Annotated in this window: 13 protein-coding genes and 1 pseudogene; 13 read left to right on the top strand and 1 reads right to left on the bottom strand. The window is 44.2% G+C overall.

Annotated elements, in window-relative coordinates:
* Nucleotides 1-697 (bottom strand): annotated as a pseudogene (locus tag O3646_RS09370) (clumping factor A); the annotation flags it as partial.
* Between the two features lie 64 nt (nt 698-761).
* Between O3646_RS09370 and O3646_RS09365 the strand changes: the two are divergent.
* From O3646_RS09365 to O3646_RS09305, 13 genes are all read left to right on the top strand, one after another.
* Nucleotides 762-1,499: an LPXTG cell wall anchor domain-containing protein gene (locus tag O3646_RS09365; RefSeq protein WP_371610801.1), complete on the top strand. Its 738-nt coding sequence runs from the start codon at nt 762-764 to the stop codon at nt 1,497-1,499.
* 196 nt (nt 1,500-1,695) lie between these two features.
* Nucleotides 1,696-6,138, top strand: coding sequence for an accessory Sec-dependent serine-rich glycoprotein adhesin (locus O3646_RS09360; protein WP_371610800.1), 4,443 nt, complete (start codon nt 1,696-1,698; stop codon nt 6,136-6,138).
* 187 nt (nt 6,139-6,325) lie between these two features.
* The gene (locus O3646_RS09355) at nt 6,326-7,330 is read left to right on the top strand and encodes a sugar transferase (RefSeq protein ID WP_070594465.1); all 1,005 of its coding nucleotides are present in this window, start codon (nt 6,326-6,328) and stop codon (nt 7,328-7,330) included.
* Between the two features lie 224 nt (nt 7,331-7,554).
* The gene (secY2, locus tag O3646_RS09350; protein WP_070594466.1) at nt 7,555-8,772 is read left to right on the top strand and encodes an accessory Sec system protein translocase subunit SecY2; all 1,218 of its coding nucleotides are present in this window, start codon (nt 7,555-7,557) and stop codon (nt 8,770-8,772) included.
* A gap of 8 nt (nt 8,773-8,780) precedes the next feature.
* On the top strand, nt 8,781-10,370 hold the full coding sequence (gene asp1, locus O3646_RS09345) for an accessory Sec system protein Asp1 (RefSeq protein ID WP_254732726.1): 1,590 nt from the start codon (nt 8,781-8,783) through the stop codon (nt 10,368-10,370).
* Nucleotides 10,363-11,907: an accessory Sec system protein Asp2 gene (asp2, locus tag O3646_RS09340; RefSeq protein WP_254732728.1), complete on the top strand. Its 1,545-nt coding sequence runs from the start codon at nt 10,363-10,365 to the stop codon at nt 11,905-11,907. Before asp1 ends, asp2 begins: the two co-directional genes overlap by 8 nt.
* A complete protein-coding gene (gene asp3 / locus O3646_RS09335) occupies nt 11,904-12,374 on the top strand; it encodes an accessory Sec system protein Asp3 (protein ID WP_023919257.1) in 471 nt (156 codons plus the stop codon). Before asp2 ends, asp3 begins: the two co-directional genes overlap by 4 nt.
* A 25-nt stretch (nt 12,375-12,399) precedes the next feature.
* Nucleotides 12,400-14,784, top strand: a complete 2,385-nt coding sequence (gene secA2 / locus O3646_RS09330) for an accessory Sec system translocase SecA2 (RefSeq protein WP_080674705.1) — start codon at nt 12,400-12,402, stop codon at nt 14,782-14,784.
* 11 nt (nt 14,785-14,795) lie between these two features.
* Nucleotides 14,796-16,310 (top strand): accessory Sec system glycosyltransferase GtfA, encoded by a 1,515-nt coding sequence (gtfA, locus tag O3646_RS09325; protein WP_134974401.1) that lies wholly within the window; start codon nt 14,796-14,798, stop codon nt 16,308-16,310.
* The gene (gene gtfB, locus O3646_RS09320; protein WP_049472635.1) at nt 16,294-17,649 is read left to right on the top strand and encodes an accessory Sec system glycosylation chaperone GtfB; all 1,356 of its coding nucleotides are present in this window, start codon (nt 16,294-16,296) and stop codon (nt 17,647-17,649) included. The genes gtfA and gtfB overlap by 17 nt, the downstream gene beginning before the upstream one ends.
* The gene (asp4, locus tag O3646_RS09315) at nt 17,642-17,833 is read left to right on the top strand and encodes an accessory secretory system protein Asp4 (protein ID WP_003003066.1); all 192 of its coding nucleotides are present in this window, start codon (nt 17,642-17,644) and stop codon (nt 17,831-17,833) included. The genes gtfB and asp4 overlap by 8 nt, the downstream gene beginning before the upstream one ends.
* Nucleotide 17,834: 1 nt before the next feature.
* Nucleotides 17,835-18,059: a preprotein translocase subunit SecG gene (locus O3646_RS09310; protein WP_003003038.1), complete on the top strand. Its 225-nt coding sequence runs from the start codon at nt 17,835-17,837 to the stop codon at nt 18,057-18,059.
* Between the two features lie 546 nt (nt 18,060-18,605).
* On the top strand, nt 18,606-19,499 hold the full coding sequence (locus O3646_RS09305; RefSeq protein WP_247923757.1) for a TDT family transporter: 894 nt from the start codon (nt 18,606-18,608) through the stop codon (nt 19,497-19,499).
* Nucleotides 19,500-19,567 lie beyond the last annotated feature (68 nt).

Here is a 19,567-nt window from a genome sequence, read left to right as displayed (position 1 = left end):
CCTCAGAATCAGTTTCAGCATCCGAGTCAGCGTCAGCTTCCGAGTGGGTTTCAACGTCCGAATCTGCATCTACATCCGAATCAGTATCAACATCTGAATCAGTATCAACATCCGGATCAGTCTCTACGTCTGAATCAATCTCGACATCTGAATCATTGTCAGCGTCTGAATCGGTTTCTGTATCTGAATCAGTATCAACATCCGAATCAGTCTCGACATCAGAGTCAGCATCTACCTCAGAATCAGTTTCAACCTCTGAGTCAGTTTCTACATCCGAGTCTGTCTCAACATCTGAGTCAATTTCAGCTTCTGAGTCGGTTTCAACATCCAAATCAGTGTCTACTTCTGAATCAGTATCTGCGTCTGAGTCAGTTTCAACCTCTGAATCAGTCTCGGCATCAGAGTCAGTTTCATCGTCTGAGTCAGCATCTACGTCTGAGTCGGTTTCAGCGTCAGAATCAATCTCGAAATCTGAGTCAGTGTCTATTTCTGAATCAGTCTCGACGTCAGAGTCAGTATCAACATCCGAGTCAGTGTCAACATCCGAGTCAGTATCAACATCCGAATCAGCTTCTGCGTCTGAGTCAGTATCAGCGTCTGAATCAGTGTCTACTTCTGAATCAGTTTCTACCTCTGAGTCAGTATCTACGTCTGAATCAATCTCGACCTCTGAATCATTGTCAGCATCGTTGAGCACCTCAGTATCTGAAAGTCAGTCAGTCTCTGCTTCGGTGTCAGTTTCGACTTCAGAGTCGGTTTCAATGTCAGAATCAGCCTCTGCGTCCGAGTCAGCGTCAACTTCTGAATCAGCATCAACCTCTGAGTCAGCATCAGATTCCGAGTCAGTCTCAGCGTCTGAATCAGTATCAACGTCTGAATCAGTGTCGGTTTCAACCTCAGGATCTGTTTCGACGTCCGAATCAGTCTCAACCTCAGAATCAGCCTCTGCGTCCGATTCAGCGTCAACATCAGAATCAGCATCAACGTCAGAGTCAGTTTCAACGTCAGAGTCAGTATCAGCGTCGGAATCAGTATCAACGTCTGTGTCAGCGTCTACCTCAGAATCAGTCTCAACGTCTGAATCAATCTCGACCTCCGAATCATTGTCAGCATCGTTGAGCAGTTCAGTATCAGAAAGCCAGTCAGTCTCTACTTCGCTTTCAGTTTCGACATCAGTATCTGCATCTGAGTCAGCATCATTGAGTACCTCTGCACCTGAATCAACTTCAACATCAGTAAGTACTTCAGTTTCAGTGAGTCAATCACAATCAGGAGCAACATCTGCTAGCGGTTCATACTCTAACTCAATGAGCCAATCAATTTCTCATTCAGAGTCATTGTCTGCATCAGAATCGGCAAGTGGATCACAAAAACACAGCCAGTCTGTGGTGCTTCCAAATACTGGCGAAACAGGATCTGTAACATCAGCTCTTCTCGGGCTAGTTACAGGGTTAGCTGGAATTGCTGGACTTACCCGACGTAAAAAGAAGGGGAACTGATCTAGTAGGAAAAATCATTTTTTCGAGTGAATCTCATAGGAGATTCACTTTTTTACTAGTAGAATGAATTATTTTTTATGTGTTACAAAAAAATTTGAAAATTAAACGATAATATATAAGTTTTTTGTAGCAAATTACTTGAATCTACGTAGTATTCCTGTATAATTAATAATGACTACAATGTAAGGGGAATATCATGCAATTTAAGCGTTCAAAAGGAAACTTTCGTGAAACAGATCGTGTCGTACGCTTCAAATTAATTAAATCAGGAAAAAATTGGCTTCGGGCATCAACGGCTGCTCTAGGCCTCTTTCGCGTGGTGCGTGGGCAAGTGGAGGAGACCATCATTGACAACGTACAGCAAGATCAAATAGAAAGTCAAAAGCATAACCAAGCCTTCTTAAAAGGTTTGATTACGGTAGGGACTGTATTTGGTGGTGCTGTACTTGCTACGACTGCTAAGGCGGAGGATGCAACATCACTTGCACCAACGGTTTCCGAGACAAAACAGGAAACCTTGGCAGAAGTAGATAGTGTGGTCTTAGGAAATACCTCTACCCAGTCTTCAGAATCCAGCTCTGTTTCAGGATCAACCAGCCTTTCTACATCTGTGAGTGCATCTGCTTCAATCAGTGAATCCGCTTCTTTGTCCTTGAGCGAAGTTGGATCAACTGCATTATCAACGGCAGTTAGCGAGTCTGCTCAAGCTTTAGAGTCAGAGGTGGTTGTTGAGGAGCCGACTAGTTTAGAAGAAGCCACTGTTTTGGAGCAAAATACCTCTGAAGCTGAATTGCTTCAAGAAATTGCAGGGAATTACGCATCTAAAATGACGGACACCGATCGCCGAGCAGTGGTTCAAGCGGTCATTAACAAAGTGCAGGCCGAAGTGACTGCAAGCAATAACTTGATCCACACCAATGCCAGCGCTCAAGCTTATGCTGACCAGCGCGATCGCTTGGAGAAAGCTGTCGATGAGATGATGACGACCTTGACAGCTGCAGGTTTTGTGGGAAATACAAATGTAGATGGGAAACCTGCGATCTCTGCTCAGTTGGCTCCCATTGCTGAGGTGGCTAAGAGTAGTAGCAAAGATCTAGAGATTACACCAAACATGGATGATCGCAACGGTGCTAGTGTTGAAGATGCCCCTCTAACAGCTACAAATGTTGCCAAAGATCCTCATATCGATAAGCGCTATGTTAACCAAACACCTGAAGAAATTGCTGCTTATAAGAAGGATACGGATGCGACTCGCTATACCTTTGGGATTTGGGATTTTGTTAATAAAACAGGAGAATCACTCGGCTATTATGCGACCTTGTCTGTCAATCGTACCGATACCGATCCGAATACCCATGTGGGAAATGATGTATATTTCCGTATTGTAAAAAAATCAGATGGTTCTGAGATTTTCTCTCAAACCTTCTCTGCAAATGTCATTGGGGGCACGCAGTTCCAACTACCTAACGAAGTGTTGATTAAGAAAGCTCCTTTGGGGAATATGTTTGCCTATAGTAAGGCTGATGATGGGAAACCTGGGAATGTTTATCTAGGTACCTACGCTAGTCCTGAGACAAGTTTCCTTGTACGTGATGTATATGATGTAATGAACCCTTCGAAACAAGGGGAACTATTGACTTCGAGAGCTGAAATCAAGGTTCCATCTATGTGGGGGCACCAGTCGACTTTCTACAAAGTGGTAGATCCAGCAGGCAAATGGGTCGATGGAGAATACACGCCAACTGGGAAGGAAGAAGTCTTAGCAGAGTATACCCAATACGGGATTGAAGGTCAGCATTATACGGCCTCCAATGCTCGTGATATTGCAGGATATGTCAAGGTTCCGGTAGTGAACTCGGCTCAAAAAGCAACAACGGGGATCTTTGACAATAGTACGGTTGGCACACGCCGAGTGGAATTATATGGAAATGCGCGTGAGCATTTTATAAGAAGTGAAGTTGTTACAACCAGTCAAAACGGTGACTACATCCTTCGTTACTACGTTCTGGATCCTTCCAAAGTCTATAACGTTTCGAATCTCGATGTCGGGAATGAGGCGGTATTTGATAAGTATACCCTTGTTTATGAAAAAGAGTTTAAACAAGATGTTTCAGATGCCCTTTCTGATTTAGGTGGAACGAATAAAGTTGAAAGTAAGAACAAAGATTATTTCTTGAATGTTACGCCAAAACGGGTGGATGATCGTCATTTTGAGTTAGAGATTACCGGATGGTTTTCGGCTAAGGAAACTGTCACCTATACTGATGAAAATACAGGGAAAGAATACACGGTTCCAAAACCATTCACAGAGCTTCCAAAATCAGCTTTTCTCGGTAACAATCAGACTATGATTGTTGGGAAAGATGCGACACCTCAAGGAGCAGAAGGCTTTTCTAACTTTAAACAAACCATTCAAAAAATGGTGGTTTCAAATCCACTGACGAGCGTGAACTATTATTATCGGAAAATGACGTCGTCAGAATCTGCATCGCAGTCTCAAAGTTTCTCAGCTTCAACATCAGCATCTCTAGTTTCAGATTCAATTTCATCGTCTCAATCTGTATCGACAAGTGAATCCAACTCGTTGGTTCAAGAATCGATCTCCACAAGTCAGTCAGAGTCGTTGATTCAAGAGTCCATTTCAGCGAGTAAATCAGATTCGCTAGTTCAAGAGTCGATTTCAGCCAGTCAATCAGACTCGTTGATTCAAGCCTCAGTCTCCGCTAGCCAATCAGAGTCACTGGTTAAAGAATCAGTTTCTGCCAGTCAATCAGAATCCTTGGTTCGAGAGTCAGTTTCAGCTAGTCAGTCAGAGTCACTGGTACAAGCCTCCGTATCTGCAAGTCAATCAGATTCCTTGATTAAAGAATCTGTATCAGCGAGTCAGTCAGATTCCTTGATTCGTGAATCCGTATCTGCCAGCCAGTCTGATTCGTTGGTTCAGGAATCTGTATCCGCCAGTCAGTCAGATTCCTTGGTTCAGACATCTGTATCGGCCAGCCAGTCCGATTCGCTGGTTAAAGAATCAGTTTCTGCGAGTCAATCAGACTCGCTGGTTCAGGCATCTGTATCGTCTAGCCAATCAGAATCCTTGGTTCAATCGTCGGTTTCAGTAAGTCAGTCAGAGTCTTTGCTTCAGGAATCCGTTTCGGCCAGCCAGTCTGATTCGTTGGTTCAAGAATCAGTTTCTTCAAGCCAATCTGAGTCGCTGGTTCAAGAGTCGATTTCAGCGAGTCAATCCGACTCACAATCAAAAGCAGCATCAGCATCTAAGAGTGAGTCTGAAAAAGCCTCGAAATCTGTTTCGTTGAGTCAGTCGGTATCCTTATCTAATTTAGTATCTAGATCAATTTCTGTGTCTCAATCGCAGTCAACATCGGCGGTTGGATCGGAGGAAGTGGTTTCTCAACTGATTTCCTTGTCACAATCTATTTCGATGAGCAAAAAGCTGTCAGAATCCGTTTCGTTGAGTCAGTCAGATTCCTTGGTTCAAGAATCCGTTTCGGCAATTCAATCCGACTCCTTGGCCCAAGCATCCGTTTCAGCAAGTGAATCAGAATCGCTAATCCAAGAGTCGATCTCAACTAGTCAATCCGAGTCTTTGGTTCAAGCGTCCGTTTCTACTAGTCAGTCCGACTCGTTGATTCAGGACTCCGTTTCAGCGAGTCAATCCGATTCGCTAGTCCAAGAGTCGATCTCAACTAGTCGATCCGAATCTTTGACCCAAGCATCCGTTTCAGCAAGTCAATCCGAGTCGTTGGTCCAAGAGTCAGTTTCCGCGAGTCAGTCAGAATCCTTGGTTCAGGCCCCGGTCTCAGCTAGCCAATCATACTCGCTGATTCAAGCATCCGTTTCAGCAAGTCAATCTGAATCCTTGGTTCAAGAATCAGTTTCTTCAAGTCAATCTGACTCCTTGGCCCAAGCATCCGTTTCGGCAAGTGAATCAAATTCGTTGGCCCAAGCATCCGTTTCGGCCAGTCAATCCGACTCCTTAGTACAAGCGTCGGTTTCAGCTAGCCAATCAGACTCGCTGGTACAAGAATCAGTCTCAGCAAGTCAATCAGATTCATTAGTTCAAGCTTCTGCTTCGACAAGCGAATCGGCTTCAACTTCTCATGTCGTAGCTGCATCGCAGGTTTCAGAGTCTGGATCGTTCTCTCGATCCGTTTCTGAGAGTCTATCTGCTTCACAATGGACATCCCATTCAGAATCTCTAGCATCAACATCTGTTTCAAAATCAGACTCCTATAGCCAATCAACTTCGCTCCTTTCAGCAAGCGAATCGGCTTCAACGTCCATGCCAGTATCTGAATTTCCTTTGACGAGTGTTTCAGATTCTATAAGCGCATCATCAACAGAGAGTCAATCCTTATCGCAGGAAATTTCTGAATGGATCAGTGTGTCTTATGCGTCAAGTTTCTCTGCTGTGACAAGTTCTTCGGAGTCTGTCGTGTCTTCGTTAGACACCTCTTACTCAGAATCTCCATCAGATGCAAGCTCGCTAAGTGCGACACGTTCTTCAGGACCTGCTCTTCCAGAGACAGGTGCCCATCCTTCATCTAATATTCTTGCTACAGGAGCTTCCATTCTTCTGTCTGGATTAGCCCTTTTAGGAATTCGGAAAAAAGATGGCAAATAAAACCTTAAAAGACCGGAATGAACCGGTCTTTTATTGATCTAGAATGTCTAAGAAGTTGGGAAATATGTTATAATGAATGAGGAAGTTTTCGTTGAGGGATATGAAAAAGGTTACTTTGTGAAAAGCTCTGTTTGCCTTCATATCTTCAGAAAATATGGGATTAAAAAAGAAGAGTCAGAGGAAAGAGATGAAAATCCATTTTACAAATCTATTTGGGCAATCTTCGAAAAGTGTTGCCCTGATGGCACAAAACGATATTATGAATGTCGTTCGTGAACTTGGGGTTAATGAATTAGGGATCTACTTTTATGATCATAGCAATGAACCAGCTAGCGAATTGAACTCGCGAATGGATGGGATTTTAGCAGGCGTTGCTTTTGGGGATATTGTCTTCGTTCAATCTCCTTCTTGGAATGGAATTGAGTGGGACCGCCGTTTGGTTGATAAGTTAAAACTCCTTCAAACCAAGCTGGTCATGTTTATCCATGATGTTCCACCACTCATGTTTGAGAGCAATTATTACCTAATGCCCAACTATATCGACATGTACAATCAGAGTGATCTGGTCGTTGTTCCGTCAGAGCAAATGTACCATCGTCTAGTATCAGAAGGACTCACAGTGAAAAAATATGTGGTCCAAAAGTTGTGGGATTTGACCCATAGTTTGGACCTCTATACTCCGCAATTTGAGAAAAAACTGATCTTCTCAGGAAATCCTTCACGTTTCCCACATATCATCGACTGGAAATATGATACACCCCTTCATGTTTATACCGAACCAGTTGAAGGAGTTGATTATTCCAAGGTCCATATTGAAGGGTGGCGAACTAAGCAAGAGTTGCTTTTGGAGCTTTCTAAGGGGGGGTTTGGGCTGGTCTGGGGAAATTCAGAGAACCCCGAGGATGAGCGAGATTACTACAAAGAAAATATTTCCTACAAATTATCGACTTACTTATCCGCAGGTCTTCCGGTAGTCGTGCCAGACTATTTGTCAAATGCAGACTATATTCGAGAAAAAGGGCTTGGCTTTGTAGCATCCAGTCTTGAAGAAGCTAATCGTCTGGTTCAAGACTGCACAGAAGAAGCGTATGCCCAAATGGTCCAAAAGGCTCACTATACTTCTTATTTGATCCGCAATGGCTATTTTACAAAGAAATTATTCGTCGATACCATCATGGCTTTAGGAGAATAATGTCCAAGTAAACCAGATTCTTCAGATAAACATCTGAAGGATTTTTTGTTGAATACGGTACCAAATGGGGAATTTGAAATATTATCAAATATTAGTGACAAATGAGTTTGGAAAAGTCGCAAATTATGGTAAAATAAGTTGAGATAAAATGCTCTAAAGGCACATATTTAAAGGCTGTTTCCCTGGTGGAAGAGTCAAAATGAGTAAGAGAAAGTTTAAAAGAAATGTTAAAACGATCTGAAGTAGGAAAGAGATTTTGTTGGACGATATTTTTCGTCTTTATTTATGTTTTGGGAAGTAAAATTTCCCTGCCTTTTGTTGACTTATCAAAGGCCTTGAGACTCAATGAGGGAACGACAACGGGCTTGCAGCTCTCAAGCGCTGTGATGGGGGGAAATCTCCGCGGGATGTCGATCTTTTCGATCGGTCTATCCCCATGGATGTCTTCCATGATTTTGTGGCGGATGTTTACCGTTTCAAAACGCTTTAACCTCGAAAAAACCAGCACGGAGATAGTGGAGCGGCGAAAGATGTACGTGACCTTGGCGCTCGCCATCGTCCAGTCTTTGGCAGTGGCCATGTATCTCCCCTTGAAGACAGGGTTGAACCCCGGACTTGTCATTGCGGTCAATACCATGATTATGGTAGCCGGAGCCTTCTTTTTAGTTTGGCTCTCCGATCTAAATGCCGCTTTGGGCCTTGGAAGTTCTGTTGTGATCATGATGGCTGGGATGGTTATGTACCTGCCAGAAGATGTGATGCAGACCCTTTCAAGTGTCAATAATATCCCAGAGATCGCTTATGTTCTGGGCGTGATTTTTATCTTGATTTTTGTCTATGTGGCAGTCTTGGTGGAATATTCCAAGTACCAGATTCCTGTCAATAAATTAGGGATCCACAACAACTTGAAAAGTTATACTTTTTTGGATATCAAGCTCAACCCAGCAGGAGGGATGCCCTTTATGTACGCCATGACCTTGGTGTCCATTCCTCAGTATGCCATGCTCTTGATCTTGTCTATGGATTCCAATGCCAAGTGGGCTGCTCGTTTAGCCAAACACTTGGTGATGGGAGATCCGATTTGGATCCTTCTTTACATTCTGATGATCGCCCTTCTCTCTTTTGCTTTTGCCTTTGTCAATGTAAACGGAGAAGAAATTGCAGATAAGATGATGAAGGCTTCCGAGTATATCGATCATGTCTATCCTGGAGCAGATACACGTCGCTATATCAATAAAATTGTGCTACGCTTGACGGTTTTTGGGACCTTGTATCTGATCCTCTTCACGGCGCTTCCTTTTTCTCTCCTGTTATGGGATAAGGATCTCTTGCGCTTGACCATGATTCCAGGAACCTTCCTCATGTTTGTCGGGATGATTTACAATATCCGAGAAGAAATTCGTGCCCTTCGTGTGAATCAACGTTATACAAGAATATTCTAGGAGTAACCATGTATTATTTTGTACCAGCCTGGTATGGAACGGACCGCATCTGGCAGCAAACAGCTACCCCTTGGTACTGGATGCGAGAGTCCATTGAATTTGACGATACCATTAATCAAGTTCGTATTTTTCAAGAAGCAGAAATGGATCGGATCTTATTGTTGCCTCAATATAGTCCACAACTGCGCTATTTTTTGCACCGCCAAGATTTGTTAGAGACAGATGTGCTTTCGATTTTTGATAAGATCCAACAGGTTCCGTCTGATTTGGCTATGCGCCCAGTTCAGCTTCAGGACATCGAATGGCCGAGTGAGACCACTTTTTCCTATACTCCCTTTTTGGTGATGGCATTTCGAAAGGGCCACCACCTAGCGAAACTTGATATGGGAGTGGATGGAAACCTTCTCTCTTTGACCCGTTATAAGAATGACGAGATCAGCTACATCGAGTACTTAGATGATCGTGGCTTTATCTCTAGTAGAATCTACTACAATGAGGGAAAACCCTATTTCCAAGAGTATCTGAGTTTTGATGGGCAATGGGTTTTGAGAGAGATGCTGATCGAAGAGAACCACTCCGTCATGGTCAATGAAGCTTTCTTTCATGCCTTCAAAAAAGAAAGCTATGCCAATATGGGAGACGTTGTCGCTGAAAAAATGAAAGAGCAGCTAGCAACCTTGGTTCCAGGACGAGATCAGTTGGTTTTGGCAGCTCATCCAGCAAATTTGGCCTTTTTACAAGATACGGCAAGTAGCGTCAAGAAAGTCTTGTCTTTCTATGGGGATCGTCAGCCCTTGTCTGCCGAAAACTTTGCCCTCTATTTTGATATGATTGATGCCCAGCTCTTGATCACAGATAGTGAAAAAACCAAAGAAGCGATTGGAGTCTTTTCTCCTAGCTTGGCTCAAAAGACACACCGGATTACCTCTTTTGATTCCCGCCTCCGTTTGGGATCTAGTCAGGAACGTAAGGAATCAAAGATTTACTTTTATGTCAACGAAGCCGAGCTTCCAAGTAAGAGCCAGCTCAAGAAGGTTCTGGAAGTGTTGGTGCAACATCCTTTATTTGAAGTTGTTTTTGCATTTTACAATGGCTCGCCGGAGCGTGTTAAGGAATTAGAAGGGCAACTCGAGGAATTGATCGCTAGCGAGCAGGATTTGCATCTGGTTCAATCACCAGCCCAAATAGAAGGGCTTGGGGAAAACCAGATCATCGATGAAGAGTCCGTACAAGATGCACCGGACTATCGCTTTGTAGTTAAGAATTTTTCAAATGAAAATGACATTATTCAAGAGTTGGAAAAAACACGCTTGATCGTAGATTTAAGCGAGGAACCCAACCTCTATACGCAGATTGCAGGGATCTCTGCTGGGATTCCACAGGTCAACCGCGTCCAGACAGAATATGTCGATCATTTGAAAAATGGTTATGTCTTATCAAAGGGAGACAAGGAATTAGAAAAGGCGATTACTCACTTTTTATTGGAATTGAAGCCTTGGAACGAAGCCTTGGTCTACTCGATCGAAAAAATTCAAGAATACACCGGTCAACGCTTGATCGAGAAATGGGAAGGATGGATGAAAGAACGTCATGGATAAAAAACAACAAATACCCCATATTCTCCAAATCGGCTCAAGCAGTTGGCAGGATCAAGTGGAGCTTCCTGCTGGACTAGGCTGGCACTTTTTTCAAGCTACCACTCTTCCATCGCTCAAAGAGTATATGGAAGAAGAGGAAATCTCCAAATTCAAAGCCTTGATTCTGGAAAAGCCAGAAGATTTATTAGCTTTAGGAGAAGACCTGGCTTATTTCCAGCCTTATACTGTTTTTTATGATCAAAGCCATGAACTAGAGGCGCCTTCTGACGAATTGGCCCACCTCTTAAGACTCAAGCAAGCAAGACCCTGGGATTTCTCAAATAAGCATCAATTTCTCTATGTCTTAGAGCGCTTTTTATACGACAATCAATATGGAGATGCCTTTACGGTTCGTGACCTGCTAGTGAGACCGGATTTTGCTGGCCAGCAAACGGTGCTGGGGCAACATTTTCTGAAGCTAGATGGATCATACGGTGAAGAGTTTACACCGATTGCTCAGTGGGTCTACAACTACGTGTATGATGCGAGTCGTCCCATCAATTTTTGGTTGGAATATGAAAAAGATCCAAGCTGTCAGCTGCAATTGCGGATTCAATTTTACCGCTTTGGTGCTCTGGGAGAGTGGGTCAAAGATGCAGTCTTTTCAGAAGAAGAGATGGAGCAACCACTAGAATTGGACGGAGCAGAACCTTATTACTTAGCCTTTTCGCTGGAAGCAAAAGGAGAAGGGACGCTTACGATCGGAGCCTTACATAAGCGTTTGTCACATGGTCCTTTAGGAGAGATGACCGTAGGAGCTAAGACGCTACGGGACCACAAACGCCAAGAAATTTTTGCTTATTTCCATCCTGGCGATCTGAAGCCACCTTTAAACATTTACTTTTCTGGGTATCGTCCGGCTGAAGGATTTGAAGGGTTTGGGATGATGCGTGCGATGGGGAGTCCCTTTATTCTCTTTTCTGACCCAAGACTGGAAGGTGGATCCTTCTATATGGGCTCAGAAGAATTGGAAAGTCAAATCACTGCTTTTATTGATCAGCACTTGGACTTGCTCGGCTTTGAGCCAAAAGATATGAATTTCTCTGGCTTGTCCATGGGGACCTTTGGTGCCCTTTACTATGGGGCTCTTTATTCTCCTCATGCGATCTTGGTCGGAAAACCCATTGTCAACCTGGGAGATGTCGCTGCCAACCTGAAATTTAAACGCCCAGATGAGTTTGGAACGTCCTTGGATATGATGCAGTTGATCATTGGTCAAGTGTCGCAAGAAGGGATCGGTCAGCTCAATCAACGCTTCTGGGACCGGTTTAACCAGGCAGATTTCAAGGATACGATTTTAGCCCTTGCCTATATGAGAGATGATGACTACGACCAGCAGGCTTATCCAGATATTTTAGAGACCTTGTATGAATTGCCGGTTCGTATTATCAGCACTAGTCGTGCTGGTCGACACAACGATGCGAGTGGTCCGATCATTGAGTGGTTTGTGACCCAGTACAAAGAAATCATGGAAAGAGACTTTGGAAGAAACCAATGATAAAAATAAAAGAAAATGAAAGCAGACGAATCTACTGGGGCGATACTGTTCTAGCAGATTATCTTTGGGGGTCGACCATTCAGGCGACTGCCCAAGGAAGCGTTCAGTTTCAGAACCCCCTCATGCCATCTGGTCAAGTGCTGAAAACTTGGCATTCGCAGACAAATTTTGGCGCAACTCGTCAAATTCCTAGTCTGCCTCTGCTCAAAAGAGAGCAAGATTATGAACTGGTTATCACGATGGAAGCGACTCCGGCTCATACCGTTATGGTAGAAATCGTCTTCAAAGATCGCTTTGGAGAGGTCGTTGGCCGTCGAGTAACCGCAGAAGGTCGCTTGCCGTTTACCTATCCAGATCAAGCATACGCCTATGAAGTACGCTTGCTCAGTGCAGGTTTGCAAGAGTTTACCTTCCACTATTTCACGATTCAACCAATATCGTCTGAGGGAGCAGAAGTTCTCGAATAGACGAACATCACTGCAAAAAAAGAGGATTACATTGGATTACGTTAAATTAAGAAACATCAAAAAAATCTTAAAAGAAGTCAATAGCTGGAAGGATGACATGGCCCGCTTGACGGATCAACAACTACAGGAGAAGACTGTGGAATTTCGGGAACGTCTAGCAGAGGGTGAGACCTTGGATGATCTCTTACCGGAAGCATTTGCAGTTGCGCGGGAAGCTGATAAACGGGTCTTGGGCATGTTTCCTTATGACGTGCAAGTCATGGGAGGGATTGTCCTCCACCAAGGCAATGTCGCTGAAATGAATACCGGTGAAGGAAAGACCTTGACGGCAACTATGCCGGTTTATCTCAATGCCTTAGAGGGCAAAGGGGTCATGGTTATTACGACCAATACCTATCTGGCAACTCGGGATGCAGAAGAGATGGGACAGGTCTACCGCTTTTTGGGCTTGACTGTTGGAGTTCCCTTGAAACAATCAGAAGACGAAGAATTAGATCCAGAAGTCAAACGGGAGATTTACCGGTCAGATGTCATTTATACGACTAATACTAGTCTGGGCTTTGACTATTTAACAGAGAACTTGACGGCTTCTGCAGATGGCCAATTTTTGGCAGACTTCAATTACGCCATTGTTGATGAGATTGATTCGGTGCTCCTTGATAGTGCTCAGACTCCCTTGATTATTTCTGGTTCTCCTCGGGTTCAGTCCAACCTTTATGGGATTATTGATACCCTGATCCAAACCTTCAAAGAAGGGGAAGACTTCAAGTTTGATGAAGAAAAGAAACGAGTTTGGTTGACTCGAAAAGGAGCTCATGCAGCAGAAGCCTTTCTAGCCATTCCCAACCTCTATGATCCCCAATACCGTGACTTGGTCCGCCATATCAGCTTAGCCCTGCAGGCCAATAAAAACTTTATTAAGGATAAGGATTATGTCATCCATCCCAATGTCGAAGGGCAACCGGAGATTGTCTTACTAGACCAGGCGACGGGGCGCTTGATGGAAATGACCCGTTTGCAAGGAGGACTCCACCAGGCGATTGAAGCCAAAGAGGGTCTCAAGCTCACCCAAGAAACACGGGCCATGGCTTCTATTACTTACCAAAACCTCTTTAAGATGTTTCGGAAGTTGGGTGGCATGACTGGGACTGGGAAGGTCGCTGAGGCAGAGTTTCTTGATACCTATGCCATGTCAGTGATCAAGATCCCAACCAATCGCAAGAAGATCCGCAAGGATTTGCCAGATGAAATCTATCAGACCTTGCCAGAGAAAATCGTGGCTTCCTTGGATTATGTGAAGAAGATCCACGAAAAGGGCAATCCGATTCTGGTCTTTGCCGGATCCGTTGAGATGTCGATTCTTTACTCGAATCTTCTTTTGCGGGAAGGGATTCCACACAATCTTCTTAATGCCAACAATGCTCCTCGAGAGGCCCAGATCATTAAGGAATCAGGTCGAAAAGGAGCTGTGACGGTTGCGACCTCAATGGCCGGTCGGGGAACCGATATCAAGTTGGGACCAGGAGTCGCTGAGTTAGGTGGCTTGGTGGTTGTTGGGACTGAGCGGATGATGAACCAGCGGATTGACCTTCAAATTCGGGGACGTTCAGGTCGCCAAGGAGATCCCGGTTTGACCAAGTTCTTCGTCTCTTTGGAAGACGATTTGATGAAAAACTGGGGGCCAGACTGGATCCAGGATACCTATCAAGACTATGATGTGGATGAGCGGATTGGTTCAGCCAAAGCTCTGACCAAGCGCAAGTATAGAAACTTGGTGGAACGGGCCCAAAATGCTAGTGAAAGTTCTGGTCAGGCCAGTCGTCGGATGACGTTAGAATTTGCGGAAAGCATGAACATTCAGCGTGCCATCGTCTACGAAGAGCGCGACCGCTTGATCAAACAAGAAGGACGCTTGGATGATATCGTTGAAAAAGTGCTTCGTTCCGTCTTTTCAAGTGTAGCCCATAAAAAAGAATACAAGGAACCGGTAGCTTTTTATCGCTATATGTTAGACAATGTGAGCTACCAAGTGGATCCAGAAAAGGCCCACCAAACCTTCCGTAGCAAGAAAACCAAAGAAAATTTCTTATGGGAGATTGCTAAAAGTGAGTTAGAAGCTAAGTATGAGATCCTAGGCACCGATGAGGTGATCGCCCAATTCCAGCGCATGGCCATTCTAAAAGCTATCGATGAAAACTGGGTCGAGCAGGTAGACTATCTGCAACAATTGCGCATGGCGCTCTCTGGTCAGTACACCAGTCAGAAAAACCCTTTGGTAGAATTTTTCCAAGAAGCCTACCAATCCTTTGAACGAATGAAAGAGGCGGCCAAAGAACAAATGGTCCGCAATCTCTTACTGAGTCGAGTAGAAATCAATAAAAAAGGGGAAATTGTCTTGCATTTCCCATAAAAGAGGACATTATGACAGTATACAATATCAACCTTGGAATCGGTTGGGCCAGCAGTGGTGTTGAGTATGCCCAGGCCTACCGTGCCCAGTTGTTACGCAATATCCATCAACCAGCCAAGTTTGTCTTTATGGATATGATTCTAGCCGATAATATCCAACATTTAACAGAAAATATCGGTTTTAAAAATGATGAAATCATCTGGCTCTATAGCCATTTTACAGATATAAAAATTGCGCCAACGACCTATACCATTGATCAGGTCTTAGCAGGATTTGCCGGAAAACCGACTCGTGAAGAAGTCGATGGTAAGATCAAGCGCTTCTTTTATGAGGACCAGGACAACTTTTTGACCTGCTACCTGCGCGCAGAAAACAGTCCCTATGTTGAACGTTGCGAGTACGTGTCTAGAGGAATTTTGGTGAGAAAGGATTATTTCTCCTATACCCGCTATTGTACTGAGTACTTTATTCCCAAAAACAATCAAGCCAACTTGATTGAGCGCCGTTTTTACAATGAAGACGGGACGGTTGCCTACAGCATGCAGATGGCAGATGGCCGCGAAATTTATCGTTTCCCAGATCGCTACCTAGTTGGTCGCCAAGAATTGATCCGCTACTTCATGCAAACTCTTCAATTGACCAAACAAGATCTGGTGATTTTGGATCGGGAAACTAATATCGGTCAGCCTATCTTTGAAGAAGCGCAAAAAGCCCGTCTGGGTGTGGTCGTTCACGCCGAGCACTTCAGTGCCAATAATGTTGATGATCAGTATATCCTGTGGAACAACTACTACGAGTACCAATTTACCAATGCAGACAAGGTAGACTTCTTTATTGTCGCGACTGATCGCCAAAAAGAAATCTTGGCTGAGCAGTTTGCTAAATACACCAACCATCAGCCGGCCATCTATACCATTCCGGTTGGGAGTCTTGCAAGCTTGCCACAAAACGAAAATCGCACCCCATTTTCTATGATTACTGCCTCACGTTTGGCGACAGAAAAGCATATTGACTGGTTGGTGCGAGCAGTGGTTCGCGCCAAAAAAGAATTGCCAGAACTGTCTTTTGACATCTATGGAAAAGGTGGAGAAGAAGGCAAGCTGCGTTCTCTGATTGATGAATTGGGAGCGGCAGACTATATCCATCTCAAAGGACATGCCAATCTGGAAGAAATTTATAAGAACTATGAAGTTTACCTGTCCGCGTCGACCAGCGAAGGCTTTGGGTTGACCTTGATGGAGGCGATTGGTTCTGGACTTCCGATCATCGGTTTTGATGTTCCTTATGGCAACCAAACCTTTGTCACAGAAGGTAAAAATGGCTATCTCATTCCGCCTTCAGCAGATCAAGTGGTCGACCAGATTGCTTCTGCCTTTGCGGAGAAAATCATCCAGCTATACAAAAAGGATGATCTAGCCAGCATGCGTCAAGCATCTTATGCGCGTGCAGAAGACTTTTTGACCAGCCGAGTAGAAGAAGCTTGGGCACAATTGATAGAAGAGGTGACACATGCTGAACGTATTTGATAGTTATTCTCGTGAAAGCCAAGACTTGCTCCACTCTATGAAAGAGTCTGGCTTTGACCACCCGACCGTTGTTTTGGAGCCAAATGGTTTCTTACCAGACGGTGTCGAGTCTCCATTTATCTATTTCTTAGGACAAGCAAAAGGAGAGAAGCGGGGACGCTACTTTAATGAAGTTCCAGTTCCTGATTTCTGGGAAGTTTCTGGGGATAATAGTTCGGGAAAAGTGACCTACTATGGTCAAGAAAAGGCTCGAATTGTGTACCACGCTGCTTCCTACAAACGCATCGTCGAGCGCTTAGAGTGGTTAGATGACAAGGGACAAGTGGTCATGATTGAGCACTACGACCAATACGGTCGTAAGATTGCCGTAACGACTTGTGGCGATCAGGGACAGTATTTGGTGACTACTTATTTTGAAGGGGATACCGAGCGCTTGACAGAAAATCACCAAACAGGGGATTTGATCTTGACCTTGGACCATCAACCCATGCGAATTTTCAAGAATCGCTTAGATTACTTTGTCTTTTATCTAGAGTATCGTGGTTTTGATCTAGATGGTTTGGTCTACAATACGCTGGCTACCTCCTTTAGCATTAGTCTCCAGCTGGGCAATAAAGGCATCAAAGGACGCGACGTCCTGGTGTGGCAAGAGCCTCTTCACGACAGCCTTCCGGGCAACATGCAGTTGATTCTAAAGAGCCCAGAAATCCGGACCAAGAAGATCTTGATTCCGCAAAACGCGACCTATCATCGTGCTTTGCAGTTGACCTCGCAAGATCAGCATAGCTATTTTGGTCCCCTTGGCTACCTGTATGATTTCAAGGTGAAAGACGATATCCGTAAAGACGCCTTTGTCTTGACCAATTCGGATCAGATCGAAGCCTTGACCTACCTAGTAGAGAACTTGCCAAATGTGACCTTCCGTGTAGCAGCTTTGACGGAGATGTCTGCGAGCCTCTTGTCTATGGTCCGCTACCCAAATGTGGTCTTGTACCAAAATATCAGTCAAGAGCGGATCAAAGAGTTGCTTAAGGTCTCTAGTATTTATCTGGATATCAACCACTATGCAGAGGTACAAGGCATTGTTCGCAAGGCCTTCGAACACCAGCAAGTCATCCTTACCTTTAGCCATACCCTGCATGACCGCCACTTCCTCGCACAAGCCAATATCTTTGATCAAGGAAAAGAAGCAGATATGGTGGCCCGTATCCAGGAAATCTACCAATCTGTGGATAACTACAGAGAAGCCGTCGCACAACAAATTGCCCAATCAAGTAGCGTTGAGCCAGCTGTTTTCAAAGCTCGCTTGCAAGAAGGGATAGGTGGACACAGTGAGTGATCGTAAGAAAGATTTATTTTACAAAGAAGTAGAAGGACGGATGGAGTCTCTCAAACGCCGTCCTGCCGAAAAAGAAAAGACGACACGTTCTGAAAAGATCAATGTTACTTTTAATGTGATCATTGGTTTGGTGATTCTGCTGGGAGTTATTTTTACCCTCTTCAGAGTGTTAGGAGGATCCTAAGATGGAAATGGTATTTGCAATCGGGATCTCGATCTTATCCCTCGCTCTTGTGGTTCTGATCACCCTGCAGCCTCGCCAACAACAATCGCTTTCAACAGATGCGACCAGTAACCTAGGAAAACCAAGTTACTGGCGGTCCCACCGTGGACTCAAGCTAGCGACCCTTGTTGTTAGTATTGTCTTTCTCGTATCCTTATTTCTTTATATGATGGTCGTACAGGCCTAATTTCTAATAGAATGGATAAAAAGAAGTTGGTATTCTCCAACTTCTTTTAGAATGTAATCTATCTGTTTCTTACATAATGCAACCTAAATGATACTTAAAAAATTAAAGAGATATCAACTATTAGGCTTACTTAGACATCTATTGAAACTTTCCTTAGGTGAGTACGGACGTCAGCGAACTTCGAGGAAATTCCATGACTTAGTTTTGGACCTAAGGTTCCAAAACTCCCGAGTGCTAGAAACAAGAATGTTTCTAGCACTTATCTCACGGCGGAAAGTTTCTAAGATGACTCTATCTACAATTTGAAGAGGCTGGGACAAAAGTCCTAGCCTCTCAATTATTTTTGGATTGTCAAGCAAGACGCAGTGGTTGAGTGGGCTCTACTACGCTGATTTCATCAGCTTTTACAGCCCTACTCAACTGTGCGGAGGTGGGACGACGAAATCGAATTCTAACGAATTACCGATTTCTGTCCCACACTCTTTTTGATCCTGCTTCCTTCTCTTTTATGGTATACTGAAAGCGACAACATGATTGGAGCTTCCGATGAAAAAGATCCCCTTAGTATTTTCAGGCTGTCTGTTAGGACTGGTTGGCGCTGGAAACCTTCTTGCAGACTCGCTACCCTTCCTTGCTCACGCCTTTAGTCTGACAGGTTTGTTCTTCTGGTTTTTCTTTGTGGTTTATCATGCAATTCGCTGGCAAGAAACCAAGATAGAACTCCAACAACCAGCTCTTTTATCTGGGATGGCGACCTTTCCCATGGCAGGGATGATTCTATCCACCTATCTTTTGCGCCTCTTTCCCGCCTTTGGAGGTCTATCACAGTTGGTCTGGTGGTCTGCCTTTCTATTGGATCTGGGCTTGATTCTCTATTTTACCAAGACCCATGTCCTAGCGCGACCAAGAGCCAATGCCACTCCCAGTTGGACCGTTCTCTATGTGGGCATTGCAGTAGCAGCCTTGACTTATCCAGTTGTAGGAATAAGAGAGATTGCTTATCTCGCTTTAGTGATTGGTTTTGGTTTGACCTTTCTTCTTTATCCCCTTATCTATCATGATTTGAAGAAGTCCCCCTTGCCCAGTCATCTGTTGGGCCAAGAAGGCATCTATTGCGCTCCCTTTTCCCTTCTTTTAGCAGCTCTGGTTCGTGTGGGTGGAGCGAGCCTTCCTGTCTGGTTCTTACTGATCATGGTAGTTGCCTCACAAGGTTTTTATTTCTTTGTGTTGACGCGTCTACCGAGAATGATCAAAGAAGGTTTTCAACCTGCTTTTTCAGCTCTGACCTTTCCAACAGTTATCACAGCGACCTCTTTGAAAATGGCCCAAGGCTTGTTGCAACTACCTTTCTTGACAGCTCTCGTATGGCTGGAAACTCTTCTTTGTCTCTTGATTTTAGTCGCTGTCTTAGGTGGTTATGTGGCCTATCTCAGAGAGTAGGAAGGCATCCTTTTTCATTGAAACCTTGTCACGATTATGGTAAGATGCACTATACGATTTGTCAGACT

Source organism: Streptococcus sp. 27098_8_148 (assembly GCF_041432105.1).
In the GTDB taxonomy this organism is placed as follows: domain Bacteria; phylum Bacillota; class Bacilli; order Lactobacillales; family Streptococcaceae; genus Streptococcus; species Streptococcus parasanguinis_AE.
Note: the sequence above shows the minus strand (reverse complement) of the source record. Positions and strands in the feature narration are given on the sequence as shown.